Annotated in this window: 21 protein-coding genes and 1 tRNA gene; 12 read left to right on the plus strand and 10 right to left on the minus strand. The window is 65.6% G+C overall.

Annotated features, from left to right (window positions below; translation table 11 throughout):
- Nucleotides 1–22: 22 nt before the first annotated feature.
- On the plus strand, nucleotides 23–1009 hold the full coding sequence (locus CEY08_RS25810; protein WP_076818011.1) for a tripartite tricarboxylate transporter substrate binding protein: 987 nt from the start codon (nucleotides 23–25) through the stop codon (nucleotides 1007–1009).
- Between the two features lie 24 nt (nucleotides 1010–1033).
- On the opposite strand, the gene CEY08_RS25815 is transcribed toward CEY08_RS25810, so the two are convergent.
- Nucleotides 1034–1714: a tellurite resistance TerB family protein gene (locus CEY08_RS25815; protein ID WP_063639749.1), complete on the minus strand. Its 681-nt coding sequence runs from the start codon at nucleotides 1712–1714 to the stop codon at nucleotides 1034–1036.
- Nucleotides 1715–1902: 188 nt separating this feature from the next.
- Here CEY08_RS25815 and CEY08_RS25820 point away from each other — a divergent pair, with 188 nt between their 5' ends.
- On the plus strand, nucleotides 1903–2301 hold the full coding sequence (locus tag CEY08_RS25820) for an OsmC family protein (protein WP_042796354.1): 399 nt from the start codon (nucleotides 1903–1905) through the stop codon (nucleotides 2299–2301).
- A gap of 48 nt (nucleotides 2302–2349) precedes the next feature.
- Here CEY08_RS25820 and fabI read toward each other — a convergent pair whose 3' ends face one another.
- The gene (gene fabI, locus CEY08_RS25825) at nucleotides 2350–3135 is read right to left on the minus strand and encodes an enoyl-ACP reductase FabI (protein ID WP_042796355.1); all 786 of its coding nucleotides are present in this window, start codon (nucleotides 3133–3135) and stop codon (nucleotides 2350–2352) included.
- Nucleotides 3136–3240: 105 nt separating this feature from the next.
- Nucleotides 3241–4137, minus strand: a complete 897-nt coding sequence (locus tag CEY08_RS25830) for a LysR family transcriptional regulator (RefSeq protein ID WP_076816328.1) — start codon at nucleotides 4135–4137, stop codon at nucleotides 3241–3243.
- A gap of 106 nt (nucleotides 4138–4243) precedes the next feature.
- Here CEY08_RS25830 and CEY08_RS25835 point away from each other — a divergent pair, with 106 nt between their 5' ends.
- Complete coding sequence (locus CEY08_RS25835; RefSeq protein ID WP_063639743.1) at nucleotides 4244–5317, plus strand: succinylglutamate desuccinylase/aspartoacylase family protein; 1074 nt, start codon at nucleotides 4244–4246, stop codon at nucleotides 5315–5317.
- 36 nt (nucleotides 5318–5353) lie between these two features.
- On the plus strand, nucleotides 5354–6286 hold the full coding sequence (locus CEY08_RS25840) for a pyridoxal-phosphate dependent enzyme (protein ID WP_076816325.1): 933 nt from the start codon (nucleotides 5354–5356) through the stop codon (nucleotides 6284–6286).
- A gap of 94 nt (nucleotides 6287–6380) precedes the next feature.
- On the opposite strand, the gene CEY08_RS25845 is transcribed toward CEY08_RS25840, so the two are convergent.
- Together CEY08_RS25845 and gloB are read right to left on the minus strand one after the other, a co-directional pair.
- Nucleotides 6381–7799 (minus strand): transglycosylase SLT domain-containing protein, encoded by a 1419-nt coding sequence (locus CEY08_RS25845; RefSeq protein ID WP_042796358.1) that lies wholly within the window; start codon nucleotides 7797–7799, stop codon nucleotides 6381–6383.
- Nucleotides 7800–7806: 7 nt separating this feature from the next.
- The gene (gloB, locus tag CEY08_RS25850) at nucleotides 7807–8628 is read right to left on the minus strand and encodes a hydroxyacylglutathione hydrolase (protein WP_076816323.1); all 822 of its coding nucleotides are present in this window, start codon (nucleotides 8626–8628) and stop codon (nucleotides 7807–7809) included.
- Between the two features lie 20 nt (nucleotides 8629–8648).
- On the opposite strand from gloB, the gene CEY08_RS25855 reads away from it, so the two are divergent.
- The 7 genes from CEY08_RS25855 (at nucleotide 8649) to CEY08_RS25885 (ending at nucleotide 15760) form a co-directional block, all read left to right on the plus strand.
- Nucleotides 8649–9422 (plus strand): class I SAM-dependent methyltransferase, encoded by a 774-nt coding sequence (locus CEY08_RS25855; RefSeq protein WP_042796360.1) that lies wholly within the window; start codon nucleotides 8649–8651, stop codon nucleotides 9420–9422.
- Between the two features lie 56 nt (nucleotides 9423–9478).
- On the plus strand, nucleotides 9479–9940 hold the full coding sequence (gene rnhA / locus CEY08_RS25860; RefSeq protein WP_042796361.1) for a ribonuclease HI: 462 nt from the start codon (nucleotides 9479–9481) through the stop codon (nucleotides 9938–9940).
- Nucleotides 9941–10120: 180 nt separating this feature from the next.
- On the plus strand, nucleotides 10121–11209 hold the full coding sequence (locus CEY08_RS25865) for an efflux RND transporter periplasmic adaptor subunit (protein ID WP_042796362.1): 1089 nt from the start codon (nucleotides 10121–10123) through the stop codon (nucleotides 11207–11209).
- Nucleotides 11210–11242: 33 nt separating this feature from the next.
- Complete coding sequence (locus tag CEY08_RS25870) at nucleotides 11243–14359, plus strand: efflux RND transporter permease subunit (protein ID WP_042796363.1); 3117 nt, start codon at nucleotides 11243–11245, stop codon at nucleotides 14357–14359.
- A 3-nt stretch (nucleotides 14360–14362) separates the two neighbouring features.
- Entirely contained in the window at nucleotides 14363–15085 is a 723-nt protein-coding gene (gene dnaQ / locus CEY08_RS25875) for a DNA polymerase III subunit epsilon (RefSeq protein WP_076816321.1), read from the plus strand.
- 61 nt (nucleotides 15086–15146) lie between these two features.
- Nucleotides 15147–15221, plus strand: a tRNA-Val gene (locus CEY08_RS25880).
- Between the two features lie 371 nt (nucleotides 15222–15592).
- Nucleotides 15593–15760: a hypothetical protein gene (locus CEY08_RS25885; RefSeq protein WP_042796365.1), complete on the plus strand. Its 168-nt coding sequence runs from the start codon at nucleotides 15593–15595 to the stop codon at nucleotides 15758–15760.
- A gap of 24 nt (nucleotides 15761–15784) precedes the next feature.
- On the opposite strand, the gene CEY08_RS25890 is transcribed toward CEY08_RS25885, so the two are convergent.
- The 5 genes from CEY08_RS25890 to CEY08_RS25910 all read right to left on the minus strand — a co-directional run bounded on the left by CEY08_RS25890 (nucleotide 15785) and on the right by CEY08_RS25910 (nucleotide 19954).
- The gene (locus CEY08_RS25890) at nucleotides 15785–16249 is read right to left on the minus strand and encodes a YaiI/YqxD family protein (RefSeq protein ID WP_076816318.1); all 465 of its coding nucleotides are present in this window, start codon (nucleotides 16247–16249) and stop codon (nucleotides 15785–15787) included.
- Between the two features lie 5 nt (nucleotides 16250–16254).
- Nucleotides 16255–16521, minus strand: coding sequence for a hypothetical protein (locus tag CEY08_RS25895; protein WP_042796367.1), 267 nt, complete (start codon nucleotides 16519–16521; stop codon nucleotides 16255–16257).
- A gap of 42 nt (nucleotides 16522–16563) precedes the next feature.
- Nucleotides 16564–18066: a TAXI family TRAP transporter solute-binding subunit gene (locus tag CEY08_RS25900; protein ID WP_063639736.1), complete on the minus strand. Its 1503-nt coding sequence runs from the start codon at nucleotides 18064–18066 to the stop codon at nucleotides 16564–16566.
- Nucleotides 18063–19271: a sodium/glutamate symporter gene (gene gltS / locus CEY08_RS25905; protein WP_063639735.1), complete on the minus strand. Its 1209-nt coding sequence runs from the start codon at nucleotides 19269–19271 to the stop codon at nucleotides 18063–18065. The genes CEY08_RS25900 and gltS overlap by 4 nt, the downstream gene beginning before the upstream one ends.
- 179 nt (nucleotides 19272–19450) lie before the next feature.
- Entirely contained in the window at nucleotides 19451–19954 is a 504-nt protein-coding gene (locus CEY08_RS25910) for a GNAT family N-acetyltransferase (RefSeq protein WP_042797543.1), read from the minus strand.
- A gap of 257 nt (nucleotides 19955–20211) precedes the next feature.
- Here CEY08_RS25910 and CEY08_RS25915 point away from each other — a divergent pair, with 257 nt between their 5' ends.
- Nucleotides 20212–21264 (plus strand): glycosyltransferase family 2 protein, encoded by a 1053-nt coding sequence (locus CEY08_RS25915; RefSeq protein WP_076818009.1) that lies wholly within the window; start codon nucleotides 20212–20214, stop codon nucleotides 21262–21264.

Raw genomic sequence — 21264 nt, forward strand, 5'->3', positions numbered from 1 at the left:
GGGACGCTTGCAAGACCGCATCATGAACCGCCTGCTTCGATCCGTTTTCTCGCTTCTGGTCCTGCCCTTGGCCGCCTGCGGCAATTCGCCTTCGGGCGAAGCGCCCAAGGACGCCGCGTATCCCTCCCACCCCATTACCATCGTGGTGACTTTTCCGCCGGGTGGCGGCACCGACCTGCTGGCGCGCCGCATCGGCGCCAGTCTGCAGGAACAGCTGGGCATGGCGGTGGTGGTGGAAAACCGTCCCGGCGCCAGCGGCAACATCGGTGCTCGTGCCGTGGCCGAAGCGCCCGCGGACGGCTACACGCTGCTGATGGTCAACAGTTCGTTCGCGATCAATCCGGGGGTGTACGGCAATCTGGGCTTCGCGCCCAAGAAGGACTTTGCGGCCGTCATCAACGTGGCCTTCGTGCCTTCGGTTTACGTGGTGCCGGCGGCCTCGCCCTTGCGCAATCTGGACGACGCGCTGGCTGCCGCCACGCCCCAGCAGCCTCTGCCGTTTGCATCTTGCGGCAACGGTACACCGCAACACCTGGCGGGCGAGATGTTGGCTCGCGCTACCGGAACGCCGCTGCAACACGTGCCCTACAAGGGCTGCGGCCCCGCGCTGACCGACGTAACCGCGGGTCAGGTGGGTATGGGGGTGGTCACGGCATCCAGCGCCGCGCCCTTGATTGCGGCGGGCAAGCTGCGTGCCCTGGCAGTGACGTCGCCCGCGCGTTCACCGTTGCTGCCTTCGGTGCCGACAGTGGCCGAGCAGGGCGTGCCCGGCTATGCGCTGGACCAATGGCACGGGCTGCTTGCGCCCGCTGGTACCCCGCCCGCGGTACTGGCAAAGCTGAACGCCGCAGTGGCCAGGATCGTTCAGCGCCCCGAAGTGCAGGCTGCGTTGCGCGAACAGGGCTTCACGCCGACCAGCAGCACGCCGCGGGAATTCCAGGCGATGATCGACGCCGATATCGACCGCTACACCGCCTTGACCGAAGCGATCGGACTGCGCGCCGATTGAGGCCGGGCGCAGGCCGTCCGGGGTTCAGGCCGCGGCGGCCCGAGCGTGCTGTTCCAGCTGTTCCTTCAAGCCCGGCTGGAGCTTGAGCTGGCGCGCCAGCTCATCCAGGTAAGCGCGTTCCATATAGCTTTCTTCATCCACCACCAGCAGGCTGGCCAGGTACATCTCGGCCGCCATTTCCGGCGTCTGCGCCGCTTGCGCGACCGTGCCGGGATCAAGCGGGCGCGACAACTCGGTTTCGAGCCAGCGGCGGTCCTGCGCGTCCGACGACAGCTTGGACAGCTCGGTTTCGAGCAAGGCGCGTTCTTCGGGGCCGATGTGGCCGTCGGCCTTGGCCGCGCCGATCATGGCGGTCAGCACCGCCGTGCTGTGCTGCTCGGCCTGGGGCGCGGGCAGCCGGTCCAGCGTCTGCGGCGGGGCAGTTGGCGCGCCGGCCTGGCTGCGCTGCCAGTCGCCATAGGCGCGATAGGCGAGGGCGCCCAGTGCCGCCATGCCGCCATACATGGCGACCTTGCCGCCGATCTTGCGTGCTTTTTTGCTGCCCAGCAGCAGGCCGAGGGCGCCTGCGCCCAGCGCGCCGCCGCCCAGCCCGGTCAGGAAGGACGAACCTTTGCCGCCCGTGGCGTTCTGCACGCGGTTGGTGGTATCCGACAGCAGCCCTTGCCCGGACTGCAGCAGTTGGTCGAGTAGTTGTCTGGCGCTCATGCGGCCCCCTTAAAGTGTGCTCAGGTATTGCGAACAGGAATATCCGACCGGTGGCGCTGGCATAAGTTCAGCTTTCCGTCAGTTGCTTTGACCGGTAACGCCCTTGACGCGCTTTGCAGGTGCTACAACGTGGTCTGGGGCGGCCGCGGCGGCCGTCCGTCGGGACCCGTTACCAGGAGATTGGATCCATGAGCATCCGCGTGCGCCAGAATGCGCCCAATACGCTGCAATTCACCGCGACGGCCGAAGGCCACGATTTGCCGCTGGATATGCCCCAGCCGCAGGGCGCCGGCCCCGACCCGCATGACTATTTCGATACGGCTCTGGGCGGCTGCAAAGCCATGACCCTGATGGTCTACGCGCAGCGCAAGGGCTTGCCGCTGGAGTCCGTGGGCGTGGAAGTGGTGCGCGATGCCAGCGAGGAGCGCAAGGGGATTTACCGGCTGACGGCCAAGCTGACGCTGCATGGCGAGCTGTCCGACGCGCAGATCGACGAACTGCTGGCGGTAGCCGAGAAATGCCCGGTGCATAAGCTGATGACGGCGGTGGACGTGCAGGTGTCCACGGTGGTGGTGCAGCCGGCCTGAACCGGCCGGCCGCGGCGGCCGGGGCCAGAGGCCCCGCCGCTTGTGGGCTTAGTCTTCCATGCCCGGGACGATCGTCGAGAAACCGGCGTCCACGTGGGTGATTTCGCCCGTCACGCCGGCGGCCAGGTCCGAGAGCATGAAGGCGGCGACGTTGCCGACGTCTTCGATGGTGACGTTACGGCGCAGCGGAGCCTGGGCTTCCACGAACTTCAGGATGGCCGAGAAGTCCTTGATGCCGCTGGCGGCCAAGGTTTTGATGGGGCCGGCGGAAATGCCGTTGGCGCGGATGCCGCGCGGGCCCAGGGCGGTGGCCAGATAGCGGACGCTGGCTTCCAGCGAGGCCTTGGCCAGGCCCATGGTGTTGTAGTTCGGGACCACGCGCTCGGCGCCCAGGTAGGTCAGGGTCAGCACGGAGCCGTTGCGGCCTTCCATCAGCGGCAGCGCGGCCTTGGCCATGGCGGCGAAGCTGTAGGCAGAGATGTCGTGCGCGATGCGGAATCCTTCGCGCGACAGGCCATCCAGGAAGTTGCCGGCGATGGCTTCGCGCGGCGCAAAGCCAATCGAGTGCACCAGGCCGTCCAGGCCGTCCCAGTGTTTGCCGAGTTCGGTGAAGGCGCCTTCGATCTGGCTATCTTCGGCCACATCGCAGGGCAGCACGATCTTGCTGCCGAATTCGGCGGCGAATTCGCCTACGCGGTCCTTGAAGCGGTCGCCCACGTAGGTGAACGCCAGTTCGGCGCCTTGCTGGTGACAGGCGCGCGCGATGCCGTAGGCGATGGATCGGTTGGAAAGCACCCCGGTGACCAGGATGCGCTTGCCGGCGAGAAAGCCCATATTTCTATCCTTTGATTTTTCCCTCTGGAGACCGCCTATTTTAAGGAGTTTGCGCGATTTCGCGATATGAAAATCCCTTGGGGGCGGATCCGTCCGCTTCGGGTTTCAATACGTTTTTCCGGGCGGCGGAAACATGCGCAGGAAGCTGGCGAGCAGCGGATCGCGCTGGTCGGCGCGCCAGACCAGTTCAAGATCGAAGCTCAGGTCTATGCCGCCGATTTCCTTGAACACGACGCCGGCCGGGCCGTGTTTCCTGAATGAGTCGGGGATGATGGCACAACCCAGCCCAGCCGACACCAGGCCGAGTATGGTGGGAAGATCGGTTGCCGCTGCGCCCGGACGCGCGAGCGGAATGCCCGCATCCTTCAGGATGCGGACAAGAGCGTCGTAATGCGAAGGCGAGCCGGCGCGCGGGAACAGAATGAATTTCTGACCGGCAAGGTCTTCCAGCGAGCGGATCCTTCCCATGCCGCGCGCGGCTGCGGCGGGCATGGCCAGCACCATCCGATCTTCATAGATCTTCATGCCTTCCACTTCGCTATCCAGCGGAGAGCGCCAGGCGACGACGCCCGCGTCGAGCTCGTGGCGTTTGATCGCATCCAATTGCCAGGCGGACAGGCCGGATTCCACCAGCACGTCGGTGTGGGGCGATGCACGCGACAGAGCCGCGATTGCCTGGCCCAGGCCGGGCAGCCAGCTATAGCCCGGCATGACGCCGATCCTCAGTGAGCCAGCCTTGCCGTTGGCCGCCAGCGCGACCTGCGCCCGTAAGGATTCGCTGCCCGCCAGCATCAGCTTCGCTTGCGCAAGCAGCGCTTCGCCCGCCCGCGTCAGCGCCACGCCGCGCGGCAGCCGCACCAGCAGTTGCGCGCCGAATTCGTCTTCCAGCGCCATCATCTGGCGCGATAGGGCGGGCTGGGCGATATGCAGGGCCTTTGCCGCGCCCGCCACGCTGCCGGCCGAGCATACGGCCACGAAGTAACGCAACTGCCTCAATTCCATGCCATGCCTCTTCGGCATAGGTAATAAGCGACAAAAGTATTTGTTGCCATCCCTTCAAATACCTATATTTTCTCGTTGATCCCAATAACGTATACCTAAACGGTCTATGACGAAACCGACATTCCGCGAATCGCCGTTTTTGCGTGACCGGCGGGTTGCGCATGTGCCTGCGCGCAATCCGCACTGCGCGACGGCGTTCACTGACATCGATCTCGACGCGCCTGGACGCCAGGCGGGCTTCCTGCACATTCCTCAGTCGCCGCACGAGGATGCATGGGGCACCGTGCGCATTCCCATGGCGGTGCTGGCGAATGGCGACGGACCCACCGTCATCCTGGAAGGCGGCAACCACGGGGACGAGTACGAAGGACAGATCGTGCTGGGCGAATTCATCCGCGACCTGCCGCTGGAACGTGTCCGGGGCCGGCTGATCATCATGCCTTCGCTCAATGCGCCGGCGGCGGAGGCCGGCCGGCGCACCTCGCCGCTGGATGGCAAGAACCTGAACCGCTCATTTCCCGGCGATCACGCCGGCAGCATTACGGAACAGATTGCCGCGTACGTCAGCGACGAGCTGTTCCCGCGCGGCGACGCGTTCCTCAGCCTGCATTCGGGCGGTTCGTCCCTGGACATCATTCCCAGCGCCCTGGTTCAGCCTTCGGCCGATGCGCAACAGACCCAGCGCAACACCGATGCGGTGCTGGCGTTCGGCGCGCCGTTCAACGTGCTGCTGGACACGTTGGGCGATACGCGCACCAGCGTCGCCACGGCCGTGGCCGCGGGGCTTACCTGTGTCAGTACCGAGATGGCGGGGCGCGGCACCGTGACGGACAGCGCGCTCGAGCTGTGCCGCGCCGGGGCCTTGCGCGTGCTGGCGCATTGGGGCGTGCTGGATCAGGCTTGCGCCCAGCCCCTGGACGGGCAGCCCGCGCCTTTGCACAAGGTTACGGGCGCCAAGTCCTACGTCATCGCTTCGGAGCGGGGCGTGTTCGAGGCGTACCATCGACACGGGGTATCGGTGGAGGCGGGCCAGCCGGCGGGCCGCATCCACCAGATCTTCGATCCACAGCGCGCGCCGGTCGAATTGCTTTACGGTGCCAGCGGCGTCGTTTTCGCCAAACGGCATCCCGGCATCGTCGTGCCCGGCAATGTCTGCTGCGTGGTGGCCAGCCGGGCCTGACGTGCGGCCCAGATTCACTTTTCCCTGATACAGAACATGGCAATTCATATTGAAACTCCGGCGCTCGCTTCCCGTGCCTATTCCCTGCGCAGCGGCAAGGACGTGCGATTCAAGATGGAGGCGTTGCAGCCTAGCGGCTCGTTCAAGGCTCGCGGCATAGGCCATGCGTGCCAGATCTACAAGTCGCGCGGCGCCCGGCGCTTCATTTCCTCGTCCGGCGGCAATGCCGGCTATGCGGTGGCCTACGCCGGCCGCATGCTGGCCACGCCTGTGATTGTGGTGGTGCCGGCCACGACCTCGGAACGCGCCCGAAGCCTGATCCGCTCCGAGGGTGCCGAAGTCATTGTGCATGGCGCATCCTGGATGGAGGCCAATGCCAGGGCGCTGGAGCTCATGACCGCGGCAGATGCGTTCCTGCACCCTTTCGATGACCCCTTGCTCTGGGATGGGCATGCGACCATGATCGACGAGCTCGCCAGGCAAGGCGGGCGGCCGGACCTGGTCATCTGCTCGGTCGGCGGCGGCGGGCTGCTGTGCGGCGTGGTCGAAGGCCTGCGGCGCAATGGCTGGGCCGATGTGCCGGTGATCGCGGCCGAGACCGCCGGCGCGGATTCCTACGCCCAGGCCCTGCGGGCGGGAGCGCCTGTCCTGCTGCCCGAGATCACCTCCATTGCGACGTCCTTGGGCGCGCGCCAGGTTTGCGGCCGCGCGCTGGAGCTGGCGCAAGAGCACCCCATTGAGAGCGTGGTCGTATCGGACGCTGCTGCCGTGGCGGCCTGCGAGGACGTGCTGCTGGAGCATCGGATCCTGGTTGAACCGGCTTGCGGCGTGTCGGTGGCGGCGTTGGACAGCGACTCGGAATTCCTGCGCAACGCGCGTTCGGTCGCAGTCATCCTGTGCGGTGGCGTGGGCGTAACGGCTGCCCAGCTGGCGCAATGGCGCGCCCAGTTCGCGGCGCAGTCCCATTAGCGGCACAGTCCCATTAGCGGCACGGTCCCATTAGCGGGCGGCCGGGCATAAAAAAACGCGTCCCCGGGGACGCGTTTTTTCATGCAAGCCGCGATCAGCCTCGGGCGTTGGTGCCCGGCACGCGCAACTGCGAGCCCACTTTCAGGGCGCTGCCCTTGATGTTGTTGAGCGCGCGCAGCGCGTCCACCGAGGTGCCGTACTGCTTGGCCAGCGAGAACAGCGTGTCGCCCTGGCGCACCTTGTGGGTACGGACATTGGGGCGGGCGCTGGCGACGCGGGCGGCGGGCGCTTGGGCGGCGCGGCCGCGCGGCGCGGCGGCCTTGTTGTCCGAGGGAGCAGCGTCCAGCGCGCCCACCGGCGTAGCCAGCGAGGCCAGTTGCACGCCGCCCGAGCCAGGCTCGCCCGGCACCAGCAGGGATTGGCCGGATGCGGACTTCTGGCGCGAGCCGATGTCGTTGGTCTGGCGCAACGTGGCTTCGCTGATGCCGAAGCGCTTGGCAATCGAGGCGTAGGATTCGCCGCGGCGAGAGTGGTAGATCTTCCAGGCGCTGAGGTCGCCCTTGTAATTGGTCAGGTTGGCGTTGAAGACCTCGACGCGGTCGGCCGGCAGCAGCAGGGTGGGGCCGTGATCGCCACGGATGACGGGACGGTTGAACGAGGGATTCAGCGCCTTGAACTCGTCCAGCGGCATTTCGGCCAGCTTGGCGGCGATTTCCAGGTCGATGTCGCTGTTCTTCTGGACCGTTACGAAGTAGGGCGTGTTGCCCACCGGAGGCAGGGCCACCGCATAGCGCTGCGGATCGGCGATGATGTTCTTGATGGCCTGCAACTTGGGCACGTAGTTGCGGGTTTCGTCGGGCATGTTCAGGGACAGGTAGTCCGTGCCCTGGCCGGCCGCTTCGTTCTTGGCCATGGCGCGCTGCACGGAGCCTTCGCCCCAGTTGTACGAGGCCAGCGCCAGGTACCAGTCGCCCTGCATTTCGAACAGCTTTTCCAGGTAATCCAGCGCCGCGTTGGTCGAGGCGATGGGGTCGCGGCGCTCGTCGCGCCACCAGTCCTGCTTCAGGTTGAAGTGCTGGCCGGTCGCCGGCACGAACTGCCACAGGCCCGAGGCCTGCGCGCGCGACAGCGCGGTGGGGTTGTAGGCGCTTTCGACGAAGGGCAGCAGCGCGAGCTCGGTCGGCAGGCCGCGGCGGTTGATCTCGTCGACGATGAAATACAGGTACTTGCCGGCGCGTTCGGCCATGCGCTGCACCGACTCGGGGTGGGACGCGTAATAGTCGGTCCACTGCTGCGAGAGGTCGGTGTTCAGGTTGGGGATGGCGAAACCGCGGCGGATGCGGTCCCAGGCGTCGGCGGGCGGGTTGGTCAGGTCCACCGTCCGGGACGTGTCGCGGGCGATGTATCGCCCTTGGGAATTGGTGGTGAGGTTCTTGCTATCGGGGGCTTTGGTTCCTGCGCAACCGGCGAGGACTGCCAGCATGAGCGGCAGAAGGAGTCGGGATAGATTCATCAGGCTGTCACTTGAAATCGTTCTTCCATTCACGAAGGGAGGCAAAAACCTCTACCGGCGTAGCGTGGCTGTGGCCGGCCCGGCGCTCAGCTGCGCGGACGACCTCAACTTCTTGCGTGCGCAAAAACGGATTGGCCGCGCGTTCCTGTCCGATTGTGGACGGAAGCGTGGGAAGACCTTCTGCTCGTAATTGCTGGGCCTGCTGGTGCCATTGTTGCAGGCTGCGGTTGGCCGGATCGACTGCCAAGGCCCAGCGCAAGTTCGCTAGAGTGTACTCGTGTGCGCAAAAAACCTGTGTATCTGGCGGTAAAACGGCAAATTTCCCTAAAGAATCATACATTTGCGCCGGAGTGCCTTCGAAAAGACGGCCGCAGCCCGCCGCAAACAGGGTGTCGCCACAGAACAAAACCGGCTCCTGGCCGGCCGCGCGGCCGAAATAGGCGATGTGGCCGGCGGTGTGTCCCGGCACGTCCAGCACGGCAAGATCCAGGTCCAGTTCGGGAATGGCCACGCGGTCGCCTTGCGCCAGGCGCACGTCGCAGCGCGGCAGCTGTTCGCGCGCGGGGCCGTATACGGTAATGCCCTCGATGCGGGACAATTCCGGTACACCGCCCACATGGTCGCCGTGATGGTGCGTGAGTAGAATGGCGCGCAGTCTCAGGCCAAGTTGGTCGAGCAATTGCAGCACGGGGCCGGCGTCGCCTGGATCCACCACGGCGGCGTCGCCGCCACGGACGATGGCCCAGATGTAGTTGTCGTTGAAGGCGGGTAGAGGCAAGACCGCGGCGTTGCGATCGCGGCCGCCTGTGGGGGCGGTCAAGGCTTGCATGGGATTCGAAGGAATAGAACGTGGCAGAAGATACTCCGCCGATTGTAGAACTGGCCGAATGGTTCCAGACGCCGCCGGGACAATACGTCCTGGCCTGGGAGCGGGCGCAGTTCGACGCGGCTGTCGCGGACGTGTTTGGATATTACGCCTGGCAGGTCGGCCTGGCGGACATGAATCTGCTGCGTGCCAACCGCATGCCCTTCAAGGGCTACGTGGGCACCGAGACCCCGTCCGCCGAGAGCGCGGCCGGCTGGCAGTCGCGAGTGGTGCTGGCTGAACCCGAGGCCCTGCCGTTCGAATCGCAGAGCGTGGACCTGCTCATCCTGCCGCATGCCTTCGAGTGCGCGGACGATCCTCACAACGTGCTGCGCGAGGTCGAACGCGTGCTGGTTCCGGAAGGTCGGGTCGTGATCTCGGGCTTCAACCCCTGGAGCATGTGGGGCGCGCGCACGCGCATGCCCGGCATGGAGCCCTGGCTGCCGCAGCCGCCGGCGTCCCAGGTGTCTTTGCCGCGCTTGAAGGACTGGTTCAAGCTGCTGTCGCTGGAAGTCGAGGCCAGTCATTTCGGCTGCTACGCGCCAGCCTGCCGAAGTGAAAAGTGGCTGCAGCGCTGGTCCTTCCTGGAATCGGCGGGCGCTCGCTGGTGGAGCGTGGGCGGAGCGGTCTATCTGGTGTCGGCCGTCAAGCGGGTGGCCGGCATGCGTATCATCGGCCCGGCCTGGAAGAAAGCCAAGCCCAAGCGCGCCCGCGCCGCGTCGGTGGTGGTCAACCGCCAGGCGGATGACCGCCGCTGAAGGGCAGAGCCCCGCGCCGCGGGGCAAATTTTTAGCAAGGATTACCAAGCAGCACCATGCAGGACGACAAACCGAACGAGCAGAAAGTGGAAATGTGGACCGATGGCGCCTGCAAGGGCAATCCCGGTCCGGGCGGCTGGGGGGTGCTCATGCGCGCCGGCAGCCACGAAAAGACGTTGCATGGCGGCGAACTCCAGACCACCAACAACCGGATGGAATTGCTGGCGGTCATCCAGGGCCTGCGCGCGTTGAAGCGCCCCTGCGCGGTCATCATCCACACGGACTCCCAGTACGTGATGAAGGGCATGACCGAATGGCTGGCCAACTGGAAACGGCGCGGCTGGATGACGGCCGATAAAAAGCCGGTCAAGAACGCCGAACTCTGGCAATTGCTGGACGAGCAGGTGCAGCGCCACACCGTGTCCTGGCGTTGGGTCCGCGGGCACGCCGGCGATCCTGGCAATGAACGGGCCGACCAACTGGCCAATCTGGGCGTGGAATCGGCCCGGCGCGGCTGAGGGCATCGGGATATACCCTCAAATCCGCCTTGAAGGGCGGATTTAGTTCTTTCATCCGGCTTCAGGATTGTTCCAGTATGTAAATCCGGGTGCTAAAGTGCCAACCCTCATTCCAGTTACTGCGGCGCAGTCCGCGTGGGGGCATGCCTGGCCCGCGCCGCAATACCGCCACATTCGCGCATGAAAAAAGCAGTACTGCTCGCCGCCGTAGCGGCAGGGGTGGCCGCGGGGGCCGCGCTCGGCGTTTATGTGCCGCGCTGGCTCGCCTTCGGAACCGTCAGTCCACAGCCCGGCGCCGTTCAAGCGCCCCTGGTCACGCGCGCCGCGCCTGTGCGGGTAGAAGTTGCCGTCGTCCAGGAAATTCCTTTCGCGCGCGGTATTTCGGCCGTGGGCAGCCTGCGTTCGGATGAGTCTGTGGTGCTGCGGCCCGAGGTCGCCGGCCGCATCCAGTCCATCGATTTCAAGGAAGGCCAGCCGGTCAAGCGCGGCGACGTGCTGATCCGCCTGGACGATTCCGTGCCGCGCGCCGAGCTGGCCCAGGCGCGCGCCAACCTGACCTTGGCGCAGAGCCACTACCGGCGTTCGGTGGAGCTGCAAGGAAAGGGTTTCGTGAGCCAGCAGGCCCGTGACGAGGCCGCCAGCACGCTGAAGGTGCAGGAAGCCGCCGTGGCGCTGGCGCAGGCGCGGCTGGACAAGATGACGATTTCGGCGCCGTTTGGCGGCATTGCGGGTTTGCGCAGCGTGTCGGTGGGCGACTACGTCAACCAGGGCCAGGACCTGGCCCCATTGGAGGCGATCGATCCGCTCAAGGTGGACTTTCGCGTTCCCGAGATGTATCTGAGCAAGGTGGGCGTAGGCCAGCAGTTGACGCTGCGCATGGACGCGCTGCCCGGCCAGGAGCGCCAGGGCATGGTCTATGCGGTCAGCCCGCTGGTCGACGCCGGGGGCCGTTCCATCCTGCTGCGCGCCACGGTCGCCAACAAGGATGCGGTGCTGCGCCCGGGCATGTTTGCCCGCGTGCAGCTGCAGTTCAGCCAGGACAAGGCGCTGGTCGCGCCGGAAGCCGCGTTGTCGCCCTCGGGCGCGACGCAGTATGTCTACCGGATCAAAAACGGCACGGCCGAGCGGCGCGAAGTCACCATCGGCGAGCGCCGCGAGGGTCGCGTCGAGATCCTGACCGGAGTGGCGGCAGGCGACCAACTGGTGGTGTCGGGCTTGCAGCGGGTAACGGACGGCGCCGCGGTGACCGTTCTGGCCAGCGGCACGTGACGCCGGCCCTTTTCCCTATGTGGCGGTAACGCAATGCGTATCTCGGAAACCTGCATCAAGCGGCCGGTGTTCGCATCGGTTCTGTCGCTAATCATCGTGCTGATCGGCCTGATTTCGTACTCGCGCCTGACGGTGCGTGAGTACCCCAAGATCGATGAGCCCATCGTTTCGGTGGATACCACCTACAAGGGCGCTTCGCCCGAGGTGATCGAATCGCAGGTGACCAAGCCGCTGGAAGACCAGCTGGCCGGCATCGAGGGCGTGGACGTGATGACCTCGCGCAGCCGCTCGGAACGCAGCCTGATCAACATCAAGTTCAACCTGTCGCGCGATCCGGATGCCGCGGCCGCGGAAGTCCGCGACAAGGTCTCGCGCGCCCGCCGTTTCCTGCCCGACGAGATCGACGAGCCCATCATCGGCAAGGTCGAGGCCGACTCGCAGCCCATTATCTACATTGCGGTGGAGTCCGGTTCGTATTCCGCGATCCAGACCTCGGACTACATCAACCGCTACATCAAGACCCGCTTGTCGGTGTTGCCCGGCGCGGCGGAAGTGCGTGTCTTTGGCGAACGCCTGCCGTCCATGCGCATCTACGTGGACCGCGACAAGCTCGCGGCCTACGGCCTGACCGTTCAGGATGTGGAAGCGGCGCTGCGCAGTCAGAACGTGGAGATCCCGGCCGGCCGCATCGAATCGCGCGCCCGCGAGTTCTCGGTGGTGTCTTCCACGGACCTGCAGACGCCGGCGCAATTCGAGAACGTGATCGTCGCCAACGTCAAAGGCTACCCGGTGCGCATGCGCGACGTGGCCAACGTGGAGATCGCCGCCGCCAGCGACCGTGTGCTGTCGCGATTCAATGGCAAACCCGCCATCAACATCGGCGTGACGCGCCAATCCACCGCCAATCCGCTGGAACTGTCCAAGGCGGCGCGAGAGGAAGTGGCGCGCCTGAACGAGAACCTGCCGGCCGGCATGAAGCTGAACATCGCATACGACTCGTCGGTGTTCATCGAGCGTTCCATCGATTCCGTGTTCCACACCATCGGCGAGGCCATCGTCCTGGTGGTGCTGGTGATTTTCTTCTTTTTGCGCAACCTGCGCGCCAGCATCATTCCCATTGTCACCATTCCGGTGTCGCTGGTGGGCGCCTGTGCGCTGATGTATCTGTTCGGCTTTTCCATCAACACGCTGACGCTGCTGGCCATGGTGCTGGCCATCGGCCTGGTGGTGGACGATGCAATCGTGGTGCTGGAGAACATCTTCCGCCACATTGAAGAGGGCATGCCGCGCAAGGAGGCCGCCCTGCGCGGTTCGCGCGAGATCGGCTTTGCGGTGGTCGCAATGACCATGACCCTGGTCACCGTGTACGCCCCGCTGGCCTTCGCAACGGGCCGCACCGGACGGCTCTTCATCGAGTTTGCGCTGGCGCTGGCCGGCGCCGTGCTGGTGTCCGGCTTTGTGGCGCTGACGCTCACACCCATGATGTGCTCGGTACTGCTGCGCCACCAGAGCAGCCACAGCCGCTGGTACAACCTGATCGAAGGCTGGCTCAACGGCATGAGCAACGGTTACCGGCGCGCGCTGGGGCTGGCCCTGCGCTACCGCTGGGTGGTGGTGGCCATCGGACTGGCGGTGGCGGCCGCGAGCGGCGTGCTGTTCAAAGTGGTCAAGAGCGAGCTGGCCCCCATCGAGGACCGCGGCGTCGTGTTCGGCATCGTCAGTTCGCCCGAAGGCGCCACGCTGAACTACACGCTGGAAAGCATGCTGGGCATTGAAAAGTTCTACGCCGACATCGCGGAAGCCAGCGGCAGCCAGGTGACAGTGGGCTTTCCGACCGTGACGGACGGCACCGCCATCCTGCGTCTGAAGCCTTGGGAAGAACGCAGCCGCAAACAGCAGGCCATCACCCAGCAGCTGCAGCCGCAGTTCGCCTCGCTGCCGGGGGTGCGGGCATTTCCGACCAACCCGCCGTCGCTGGGCCAGTCGGCGCGTTCCAAACCGGTCGAATTCATCATCATGAGCCAGGCCTCGTATGCGGAGCTGTCGCGCCTGACCGAGGTTTTCCTCGCCGAGTTGCGCAAGTATCCCGGCCTGATCAACCTGGACACGGACCTGCGCCTGAACACCCCGGAATTGCGGGTGCGCGTGGACCGCGACAAGATGGCCGACGTGGGCGCCAACGTGGATACCGTGGGCCGCACGCTGGAATCCATGTTGGGTGGCCGCCAGGTCACCCGCTACAAGGACGAAGGCGAGCAGTACGACGTGATCGTGCAGGTGACGCCCCGCGACCGCGCCAATCCCACCGACATCTCCGGCATCTACGTGCGGGCGCGCGACGGCAGCATGGTCCAGCTGGACAACCTGCTGGGTGTGCACGAGGGCGTGTCGCCGCAGTCGCTGAACCACTTCAATCGCCTGCGCGCGGTGAAGATCGATGGCGCGGTGGCCCCGGGCTATGCCTTGGGCGAAGTGCTGGCGCACATGCACCAGGTGGCTCGCGATGTACTGCCCAACACCATCATCACCGATCTGGACGGCCAGTCGCGCGAGTTCCGCGATTCCTCGGGCAGCATCTACCTGGTGTTCGCCATGGCGCTGGCCTTTATCTACCTGGTGCTGGCCGCGCAGTTCGAAAGCTGGCGCAACCCGTTCATCATCATGCTGTCGGTGCCGTTGTCCATGACGGGCGCGTTGCTGGCTTTGTGGCTGACCGGCGGCACCTTGTCGATCTACAGCCAGATCGGCCTGATCACGCTGGTTGGGCTGATCACCAAGCACGGCATCCTGATCGTCGAATTCACCAATCAGCTGCGCGATGAGGGCAAGGAGTTGTTCGAGGCGGTGGTCGAGGCCAGCGTGCTGCGCCTGCGTCCCATCCTGATGACCACCGGCGCCATGGTGCTGGGCACCGTGCCGCTGGCGCTGTCCACGGGCGCGGGTGCGGAATCGCGCCAGCAAATCGGCTGGGTCCTGGTGGGCGGGCTGATGCTGGGTACACTACTGACCTTGTTCGTCGTGCCGGTGGCCTACACCTTGATCGCCACCGCACGCAAGAAACCCGGCCAGGCCGGCAGCGCAGCGCATCATCCGGACCCCGATCCGGCGCCGCGCACGCAGCCCGCCTCGCCAGCCCAAGCGTCGGAATAAGTTATGCGCCAGATCATCTTTGACACTGAAACCACCGGACTGGACCCTGCCCAGGGGCATCGCATCGTCGAGATCGGCTGCGTGGAAATGGTCAACCGGATGACCACCGGCAACAACCTGCACATCTATCTGAACCCGGACCGCGACAGCGATCCCGAGGCCTTGGCGGTGCACGGCCTGACCACGGAGTTCCTGTCCGACAAGCCCCGCTTTGCCGACATCGCGGACGAGTTCGTGAAGTTCATCCAGGGCGCCGAACTGATCGCGCACAACGCGGCGTTCGACGTCAAGTTCTTCAACGCCGAACTCGCCAAGACCGGGCGAGGCCCGGTCACCGACTACTGCGAGACGGTCACCGATTCGCTGCTGCACGCGCGTTCGCTGTTCCCCGGCAAGCGCAACTCGCTGGATGCGCTGTGCGACCGGTTCGGCATTTCCAATGCCCATCGGACGCTGCACGGCGCATTGCTGGACTCGCAGCTGCTGGCGGAAGTCTGGTTGGCCATGACCCGCGGCCAGGACGCGCTGCTGATCGACGTGGACGACGGCAATAGTGGCGGCGGCATCGGTCTTGAACTGACTCGCTTCGACGCGTCGGGCCTGCCCGTGATCAAGGCCAGCGAGGCCGAGCTGGCCGAGCACGAAAACTATCTCGCTGCCCTGGATAAGTCCGTGGGCGGGGAGTGCACCTGGCGCAAAATCGAAGCACCGGTGGCGGCCGCTTGAAGTTTTTTTCCTGGCGACTTGCACGCGTTCAAAAAAACGTGCTAATATTTCGCCTCTTTCGGGGTGGTTAGCTCAGTGGTAGAGCACTGCCTTCACACGGCAGGGGTCACTGGTTCGAACCCAGTACTACCCACCAAAGACCCTTGGAAGATAACGTAAGCTCCGGTGGTTCCAGACTTATCGTTGTCGGCGTCCCAAGGTTAAAAGCTGTTCAAGCAGACGCAAAGCAAAAGCAGACCAAAGCAAAGAAAGCCAGCCGCGAGGTTGGCTTTTTTGTTTTTTGCGTTGTTTTTTGCGCGCGGGGAGGGTTCTTCGCCCGCATTCCAATCAGGGCGCTTTGTCCATGGCGCGCAGACCATTGCGCTGAACCGTCCCTTTCATTACCCTTCTCTTGATTTGACGCAAGCGGACTCTCATCGATTGAGCCGCGTCGCATGCAAGCCTGACTATCATTGATAACAAAGGCTTTGGCCCGTGGGGCCAGGCGTAGGCGAACAGGAGAAGGTCATGTCCGAGCACACCACCACCATGTTGATCATCATCGGCGCCGGCGTGGCGCTCATGCTGATCGGCTTCGGGCTGCGCGACCGTAATCTAGGGATGGGGCTGATGGGCATTGGCCTCATCACGGCCCTGGGCACGATCATCTACAAGGCCTACATCACTTTCTATTGACGACCAGTCCCGGGCGGTCGGGATTCAGCCTGTTTGCGCCTTGCGCGCCGCGCGCGCAAGCAGGCTGTCCAACTGGTTGGCGAACGCCTTGCGGTCGGCCTGGCTGAATGACGCCGGGCCGCCGGTATCGACGCCGCTTGCCCGCAGTTCTTCCATCATGTCCCGCAGCGCCAGCCGTTCCCGTATGGTTCCCGGCGAATAGCGCTCGCCACGGGGGTTCAGGGCCATCGCGCCTTTTTCCAGCACTTGCGCAGCCAGCGGGATGTCACCGGTGATCACCAGGTCGCCCTGGGCCGCTCGTTCGGCGATATGGGCGTCGGCGACATCGAAGCCGCGCGGCACCTGGACCGCGCGGATCAGCGGAGAGGGCGGGGTATAGAGCATCTGGTTGGCGACCAGCGTCAGCGGCACCTGCCAGCGCTGGGCGGCGCGAAACAGGATGTCCTTGATGACTGCGGGGCAGGCGTCCGCATCGACCCAAATGTGCATTGCGCTTACTTGTCCAGCGCGTTCTGCAGCACTTCGGCCACGATGTCGTTGGTGGACACGCCGCGCTCTGCGGCCAGGGCGCGCAGCTTGTCGGCATGAGCCTGGCTCAGTTTGAGCGGGAACGGCACCAGGCCGGCGGCCTGGTCCAGCTTGCGCTGTTCGCGGCGGTCGAGCACTTGCGAGGCGGTGCCGAAGCGGTCCGGCGTGGCGGCTTGCTTGAGCTGGCCGGCCAGCTTCAGGGCCTGGTTTTTCTGCAGATCGAATTTATTCATGGAAATTCCTGGTAGGGAGCGCAATCATAAGCGCAACCGGCTTCAGTGGGGTTTGCCCTGCTCGAGCTTGGCCAGCCCTTCCTGGGCGCCGTCATGCAGCGGCACGGTCAGGCCGAGCCTGGCAGTGGCCAGGCCGACCTGGGCGCCCTGGGCCGATCCCGCCGCCAGCAGGTCCTGTCCCGTCACATAGACCGCGCGCACGATCACCAGGGCTTCGTCCCGGGTAAGGTCGGCGGTGGTGAGCAACAGCGCCGCCATGCCTACCGTGGGTATCGATTCGCGCTGATTGGGATAGGTGCCGGCCGCAATGTCCAGCGGCATCAGCGCGTCGTCCGCCGCCGTCAACGTCTTGATGGCGGCGGGGTCCAGAGGCAGCAGTTTCAGGCGGGCCTGGGTCAGGGCATCGCGCAAGGGCGTGGCGGGCACGCCGATCACCTGGGCGGCAGCGTCGACCGTGCCGGAATTCAGTGCCGGCAGGGACTCCGTGAACGGCGTGTCGACAACCGTGTAGTCGCGGCCGGCCTGCAGGCCGTGGGCAGCCAGCACGTTTTCCAGCGTGGCGCGCACTGCCGAGCCTTTCGGTCCGAGGGCGATGGTCTTGCCTTTGAGGTCGCGCACCCCGCGCAAGGCGGCGTCGTCGCGCACCACGATGTGGACGAGCTCCGGATACAGGCTGCCCAGCGCGCGCAGGCCGGTGAATGGGCCTTGCTCCGCAAATGGTCCCTTGCCGTCGTAGGCAAGCCGCGCCGTGTCGGCCTGCGCCAGCCCGACCACGGCGTCGCCGCTGCGCAGCAGCGCGATGTTTTCGACGCCGCCGCCGGTGATCAGCGGCGAGACCCGGATCTGCTGCTTGCGCGCCACGTCGCTCAGGGCCCGCGCGAACGCCACGTACTCACCGCGGTCCGGGCCGCCCGCCAGGGGGTAGCCCTGTTGCAGGCGGGCGAGCCGGCCGTTGATGCGCGCCACCGAACGTTCCAGTTCCTGCTGCACCACGTGTTGTGCGGTGCTGGAGGCGCTGTAGGAAACGGAATGGGTGATCTGGTCCAACGTGTCCAGCAGTTGGCGCGTGACGGGCGGCGGCGCGCCGGTGTCCAGGTTAGGCGCCGCCGCCGCTTTGAATCCGGCCGGCGTCACCAGCTTCCAGCTGTCGCCGTCCTTGCGATAGATGGCGCTGGCGTGTGCCACGATGCGATCGCCGGCCTGGTTGCCTCCGGATTTCACCCCGCTGATGCTGCGCGGGCCGGCGCCCAGCAGCGTTACCAGCGCGGCGGCGCCGGGCTGGTCCCAGGCGCCCAGGGTGATGTCGCGTCCAAGATCCAGTTCGACGTCGTAATAGACGACGCGGCGGGTTTCACCCGCCGGGGCGCTGCTATCCGATGCCGACCCCATGCGCGTGAGTTCCGCGATCCGGAAGAGGCCCGCGCCGTAGGCGGTGGTCAGGCTGTGTTCGACATCGGCCCGCAGGGCGTCGGTATCCGGCGCCCGGCCGCAGGCCGCCAGCACCAGGCAAAGACTCAGAATGACGAGGCGTTTGAACATGGTCACATACCCCCCACGAACGGCAAGGAGATCAGCGACGTCAGCACGATCACATTCAGGATGTCGACCAGGAAGGCGCCGGTGACCGGCACGACGATGAACGCTTCCGGCGCGGGGCCGTGGCGCCGCGTCAACGCCTGCATGTTGGCGATGGCGGTGGCCGTTGCGCCCAGCGCAAAGCCGCAGAACGCGGCCGACATGATGGCCGCCTCGTAGTCGCGCTTGAGCATGCGGAACACCACCCAGGCGGCGTACACCGCGCACACCAGAGTTTGCACCGCCAGCATCAGCGCCAGCGGGCCGGCCAGTCGCGCCACGCTGGACAGGTCCAGCGTCATCATCGTCATGCCCAGGAACAGAGACAGCGATATGGTGCCGATGATTTCGGTGGCACGGTCGTCCAGCTTCAGGCCCAGCCGTTCGCCGCCATTGCGGATGAGCACGCCGGTGGCCAGGCACCACAGAAAGTTGGGCAGGCTGACCGGGGCGTCCTCGACCAGCGCGGCCAGGTACCCCCCGACGACCAGGCAGACCAGCGCCGCGGTCAGGGACACAATGTAGGAGCCCGCGGTGGAGGCCGGGGCGTGTTCCATGAGGTCGGGGGCTTCGTGGCCGTCGCCGGGAACATGGTCCAGGCTGCCGGCCAATTTGTGCCGCCGCATGATCCATTCGGCCACCGGTCCGCCCACGACGCCGCCCAGCACCAGCCCCAGGGTGGCGGAGGTCATCGCCAGCGCCATGACGTCCTGGATGTTGTTGAAGTCGGCAAAACGCGTGGCATAGGCGGCGCCCGTGCCGTGTCCGCCCACCAGCGTGATGGTGCCGCCCAGAAGACCCATCAGCGGATGCATGTCCAGCAGCCAGGCCATGCCCAGCCCCACCGCGTTCTGCAGCACCAGGAACGGGATCAGGGCCAGCAGGAAGGCGATCAGCCGCGGGCCGCCCTTGGCCAGCAGCTTCAGGTTGGCGGTCAGGCCGATGCTGCCGAAGAACAGCAGCAGCAAGGTCGGCTTGATACTGGTTTCCAGCGAGACGGAAACGCCGCCCCAGGTCGACAGCAGGTACGCCAGCACGGCGAACAGCAGGCCGCCCACGATGGGGTCGGGAATGCTGTAGCGCGCCAGGACGCCGATGCGTGTGGTGAGCACACGTCCGATGACCAGGACGAGGCAGCATGCCAGCAGCGATTGAACGGGCGTAAGCGAGATCATAGATACCTTTGCACCCTGTCAGGGCACGGTGAATTTTCTGGCTATTGGAACCCTGCCGCCTCACACGGACTGAGGCTTATGTTACGTCCGCCGCGAGGGCGGTGTACATGGGGGCAGGGGGGGCGGCGCGCGGCGCGGAGCCGGGCGGGCAGGGGGTGGCCCGCAGGCGGCCGGAACGGTTAGAGCGGAAATGCGCGCGACATGTATTGCGCGCGCGGGCCGTAGCCGGCGAGTTTCTCGGCCAGATCGGCGCTGTCCGCGCTGACGGGCCGATAGCCGTGGCGCTGCCAATAGCCCACGGCGGACTCCAGGGACACCAGGCTCGCCCGCCGCAGGCCGCCTTCATGCGCGCAGGCCGCGGCGGCGCGCAACAGTGCCTGGCCGACGCCCAGTCCTTGCGCCGACGGCGCCACGGCGCAGTCGTGTAGAAACCAGTGATCGGCGTCGGCCGGCAGCATGGCCAGCGCGACGTCTAGCGCGGGCGGCAGCCCGGAATCCCAAGGATAGGAAATCAAGTAGCCCAGCAAGCCGTCCTGGCTGGCGGAAGCCTGTGCCTGCGCGACCCAGCAATGGGCGGGGGCGAGCGCAAGGCGATTCTGGAAGAAGCCCGCGCTTTCCAGCAGGAAACCGGGATAGGCCAGGGTCTGTAGGGCCAGGATGGCGTCGATGTCGCTGGCCTGCATGGGCCGGACTTGATATTGCATGACAACCTGCGAAAACAAGAACTCGGGCGCATTTTACCGATGCCCGAGCGGATCCTCGCTTTACAGGGCTTCACAAATTGGGGACACAGGTTCACGCGACTTTATTGTTTTCAGGGATCGGCTCCCTAGAATTCGCCCTGGACTACCGGCTTTTCAGGACGCGGCGCATTTTATGAAAATTCAACGACCCCTTGCGCATACTGCTCGCCATAGTCCTGCATTCCGAGCTTAAAGTCATGCACATCCAGTTCCGGTCCGAACCCGTCTCCCCGCAAGTATTGACCAAGTCGTTTCCTCTGGAAGCGGTATGGCCGGCGGCCGAGGTTCCCGTTCCGTATGACACCTGCGTGACCTGCGTCATTCCCTGCCTGAATGAATGCGAGAACCTGCGAGTGTTGCTGCCGCTGCTGCGCAACCGCCTGGAAACGCTGTGCACGAGCTGGGAGATCATCGTGGCCGATGACGGCAGCACGGACGGCACGGAAGCGCTGATGGCCGAATGGACGGAACATGACGGCTTTCGCTATGTGCAACTGTCGCGCAACTTTGGCAAGGAAGCGGCGATCAGCGCCGGTCTTGAAGCGGCCAGTGGCAACGCGGTGATCTGCCTGGACGCGGACCTGCAGCATCCGCCCGCGCTGATCGAACAGATGCTTGCCCGTTGGGCGGCCGGGGCGGAAATGGTTTACGCCGTGCGCGAGACCCGGGCCGACGAATCCTGGGCCAAGCGCGCCGGCGCGCGCTGGTTCTACAAACTGTTGAGCGGCGCGCGGGGCGTGGACGTGCCGGCGCACGCCGGCGATTTCCGGCTGATGGACCGCAGCGTGGTGGATGCATTGATCGCGTTGCCCGAACGCACCCGTTTCATGAAGGGCCTGTACGCCTGGGTTGGTTTCAAGGGCGAGGCGCTGACCTATACGCCCGACGAACGCATGCACGGCGATAGCCGTTTCGGCAGCATGCGGCTGGTCCGGCTGGCGTTGGACGGACTGACCGCCTTCACCACCTGGCCGCTGCGCCTGGTCAGCCTGGTCGGCGTGGCGTTCGCCGTGCTGGCGCTGTCCTATGCTGTCTACCTGGTCGGCGAGTACCTGTTCTTTGGCAACGAGGTCTCCGGTTGGACGACCATCGTGACAGCGGTGCTGTTCTTTGCCGGGGTGAACCTGATTTCGCTGGGCGTGGTGGGCGAATACGTGTCCCGGATCTTCGATGAAGTGAAGGGGCGTCCGTTGTTCGTCGTGCGCCGGCGCCAAGGCCGGGCTTCGCGGCCAGGCCAAGGCCTGGGCTGA

The sequence above is a fragment of the Achromobacter insolitus genome, from assembly GCF_002209555.1.
GTDB classification, from domain to species: Bacteria; Pseudomonadota; Gammaproteobacteria; order Burkholderiales; family Burkholderiaceae_B; genus Achromobacter; species Achromobacter insolitus.

What these genes read in the sequence shown, in the direction of transcription:
- dnaQ (WP_076816321.1), top strand. Translation starts at nt 14,363, where the DNA reads ATGCGCCAGATCATCTTTGACACTGAAACCACCGGACTGGACCCTGCC.
- CEY08_RS25845 (WP_042796358.1), bottom strand. Translation starts at nt 7,799, where the DNA reads ATGAATCTATCCCGACTCCTTCTGCCGCTCATGCTGGCAGTCCTCGCC.
- CEY08_RS25915 (WP_076818009.1), top strand. Translation starts at nt 20,212, where the DNA reads ATGCACATCCAGTTCCGGTCCGAACCCGTCTCCCCGCAAGTATTGACC.
- rnhA (WP_042796361.1), top strand. Translation starts at nt 9,479, where the DNA reads ATGCAGGACGACAAACCGAACGAGCAGAAAGTGGAAATGTGGACCGAT.
- CEY08_RS25830 (WP_076816328.1), bottom strand. Translation starts at nt 4,137, where the DNA reads ATGGAATTGAGGCAGTTGCGTTACTTCGTGGCCGTATGCTCGGCCGGC.
- CEY08_RS25890 (WP_076816318.1), bottom strand. Translation starts at nt 16,249, where the DNA reads ATGCACATTTGGGTCGATGCGGACGCCTGCCCCGCAGTCATCAAGGAC.
- CEY08_RS25895 (WP_042796367.1), bottom strand. Translation starts at nt 16,521, where the DNA reads ATGAATAAATTCGATCTGCAGAAAAACCAGGCCCTGAAGCTGGCCGGC.
- fabI (WP_042796355.1), bottom strand. Translation starts at nt 3,135, where the DNA reads ATGGGCTTTCTCGCCGGCAAGCGCATCCTGGTCACCGGGGTGCTTTCC.
- gloB (WP_076816323.1), bottom strand. Translation starts at nt 8,628, where the DNA reads ATGCAAGCCTTGACCGCCCCCACAGGCGGCCGCGATCGCAACGCCGCG.
- CEY08_RS25835 (WP_063639743.1), top strand. Translation starts at nt 4,244, where the DNA reads ATGACGAAACCGACATTCCGCGAATCGCCGTTTTTGCGTGACCGGCGG.
- CEY08_RS25885 (WP_042796365.1), top strand. Translation starts at nt 15,593, where the DNA reads ATGTCCGAGCACACCACCACCATGTTGATCATCATCGGCGCCGGCGTG.
- CEY08_RS25810 (WP_076818011.1), top strand. Translation starts at nt 23, where the DNA reads ATGAACCGCCTGCTTCGATCCGTTTTCTCGCTTCTGGTCCTGCCCTTG.
- CEY08_RS25870 (WP_042796363.1), top strand. Translation starts at nt 11,243, where the DNA reads ATGCGTATCTCGGAAACCTGCATCAAGCGGCCGGTGTTCGCATCGGTT.
- CEY08_RS25865 (WP_042796362.1), top strand. Translation starts at nt 10,121, where the DNA reads ATGAAAAAAGCAGTACTGCTCGCCGCCGTAGCGGCAGGGGTGGCCGCG.
- gltS (WP_063639735.1), bottom strand. Translation starts at nt 19,271, where the DNA reads ATGATCTCGCTTACGCCCGTTCAATCGCTGCTGGCATGCTGCCTCGTC.
- CEY08_RS25820 (WP_042796354.1), top strand. Translation starts at nt 1,903, where the DNA reads ATGAGCATCCGCGTGCGCCAGAATGCGCCCAATACGCTGCAATTCACC.
- CEY08_RS25910 (WP_042797543.1), bottom strand. Translation starts at nt 19,954, where the DNA reads ATGCAGGCCAGCGACATCGACGCCATCCTGGCCCTACAGACCCTGGCC.
- CEY08_RS25840 (WP_076816325.1), top strand. Translation starts at nt 5,354, where the DNA reads ATGGCAATTCATATTGAAACTCCGGCGCTCGCTTCCCGTGCCTATTCC.
- CEY08_RS25815 (WP_063639749.1), bottom strand. Translation starts at nt 1,714, where the DNA reads ATGAGCGCCAGACAACTACTCGACCAACTGCTGCAGTCCGGGCAAGGG.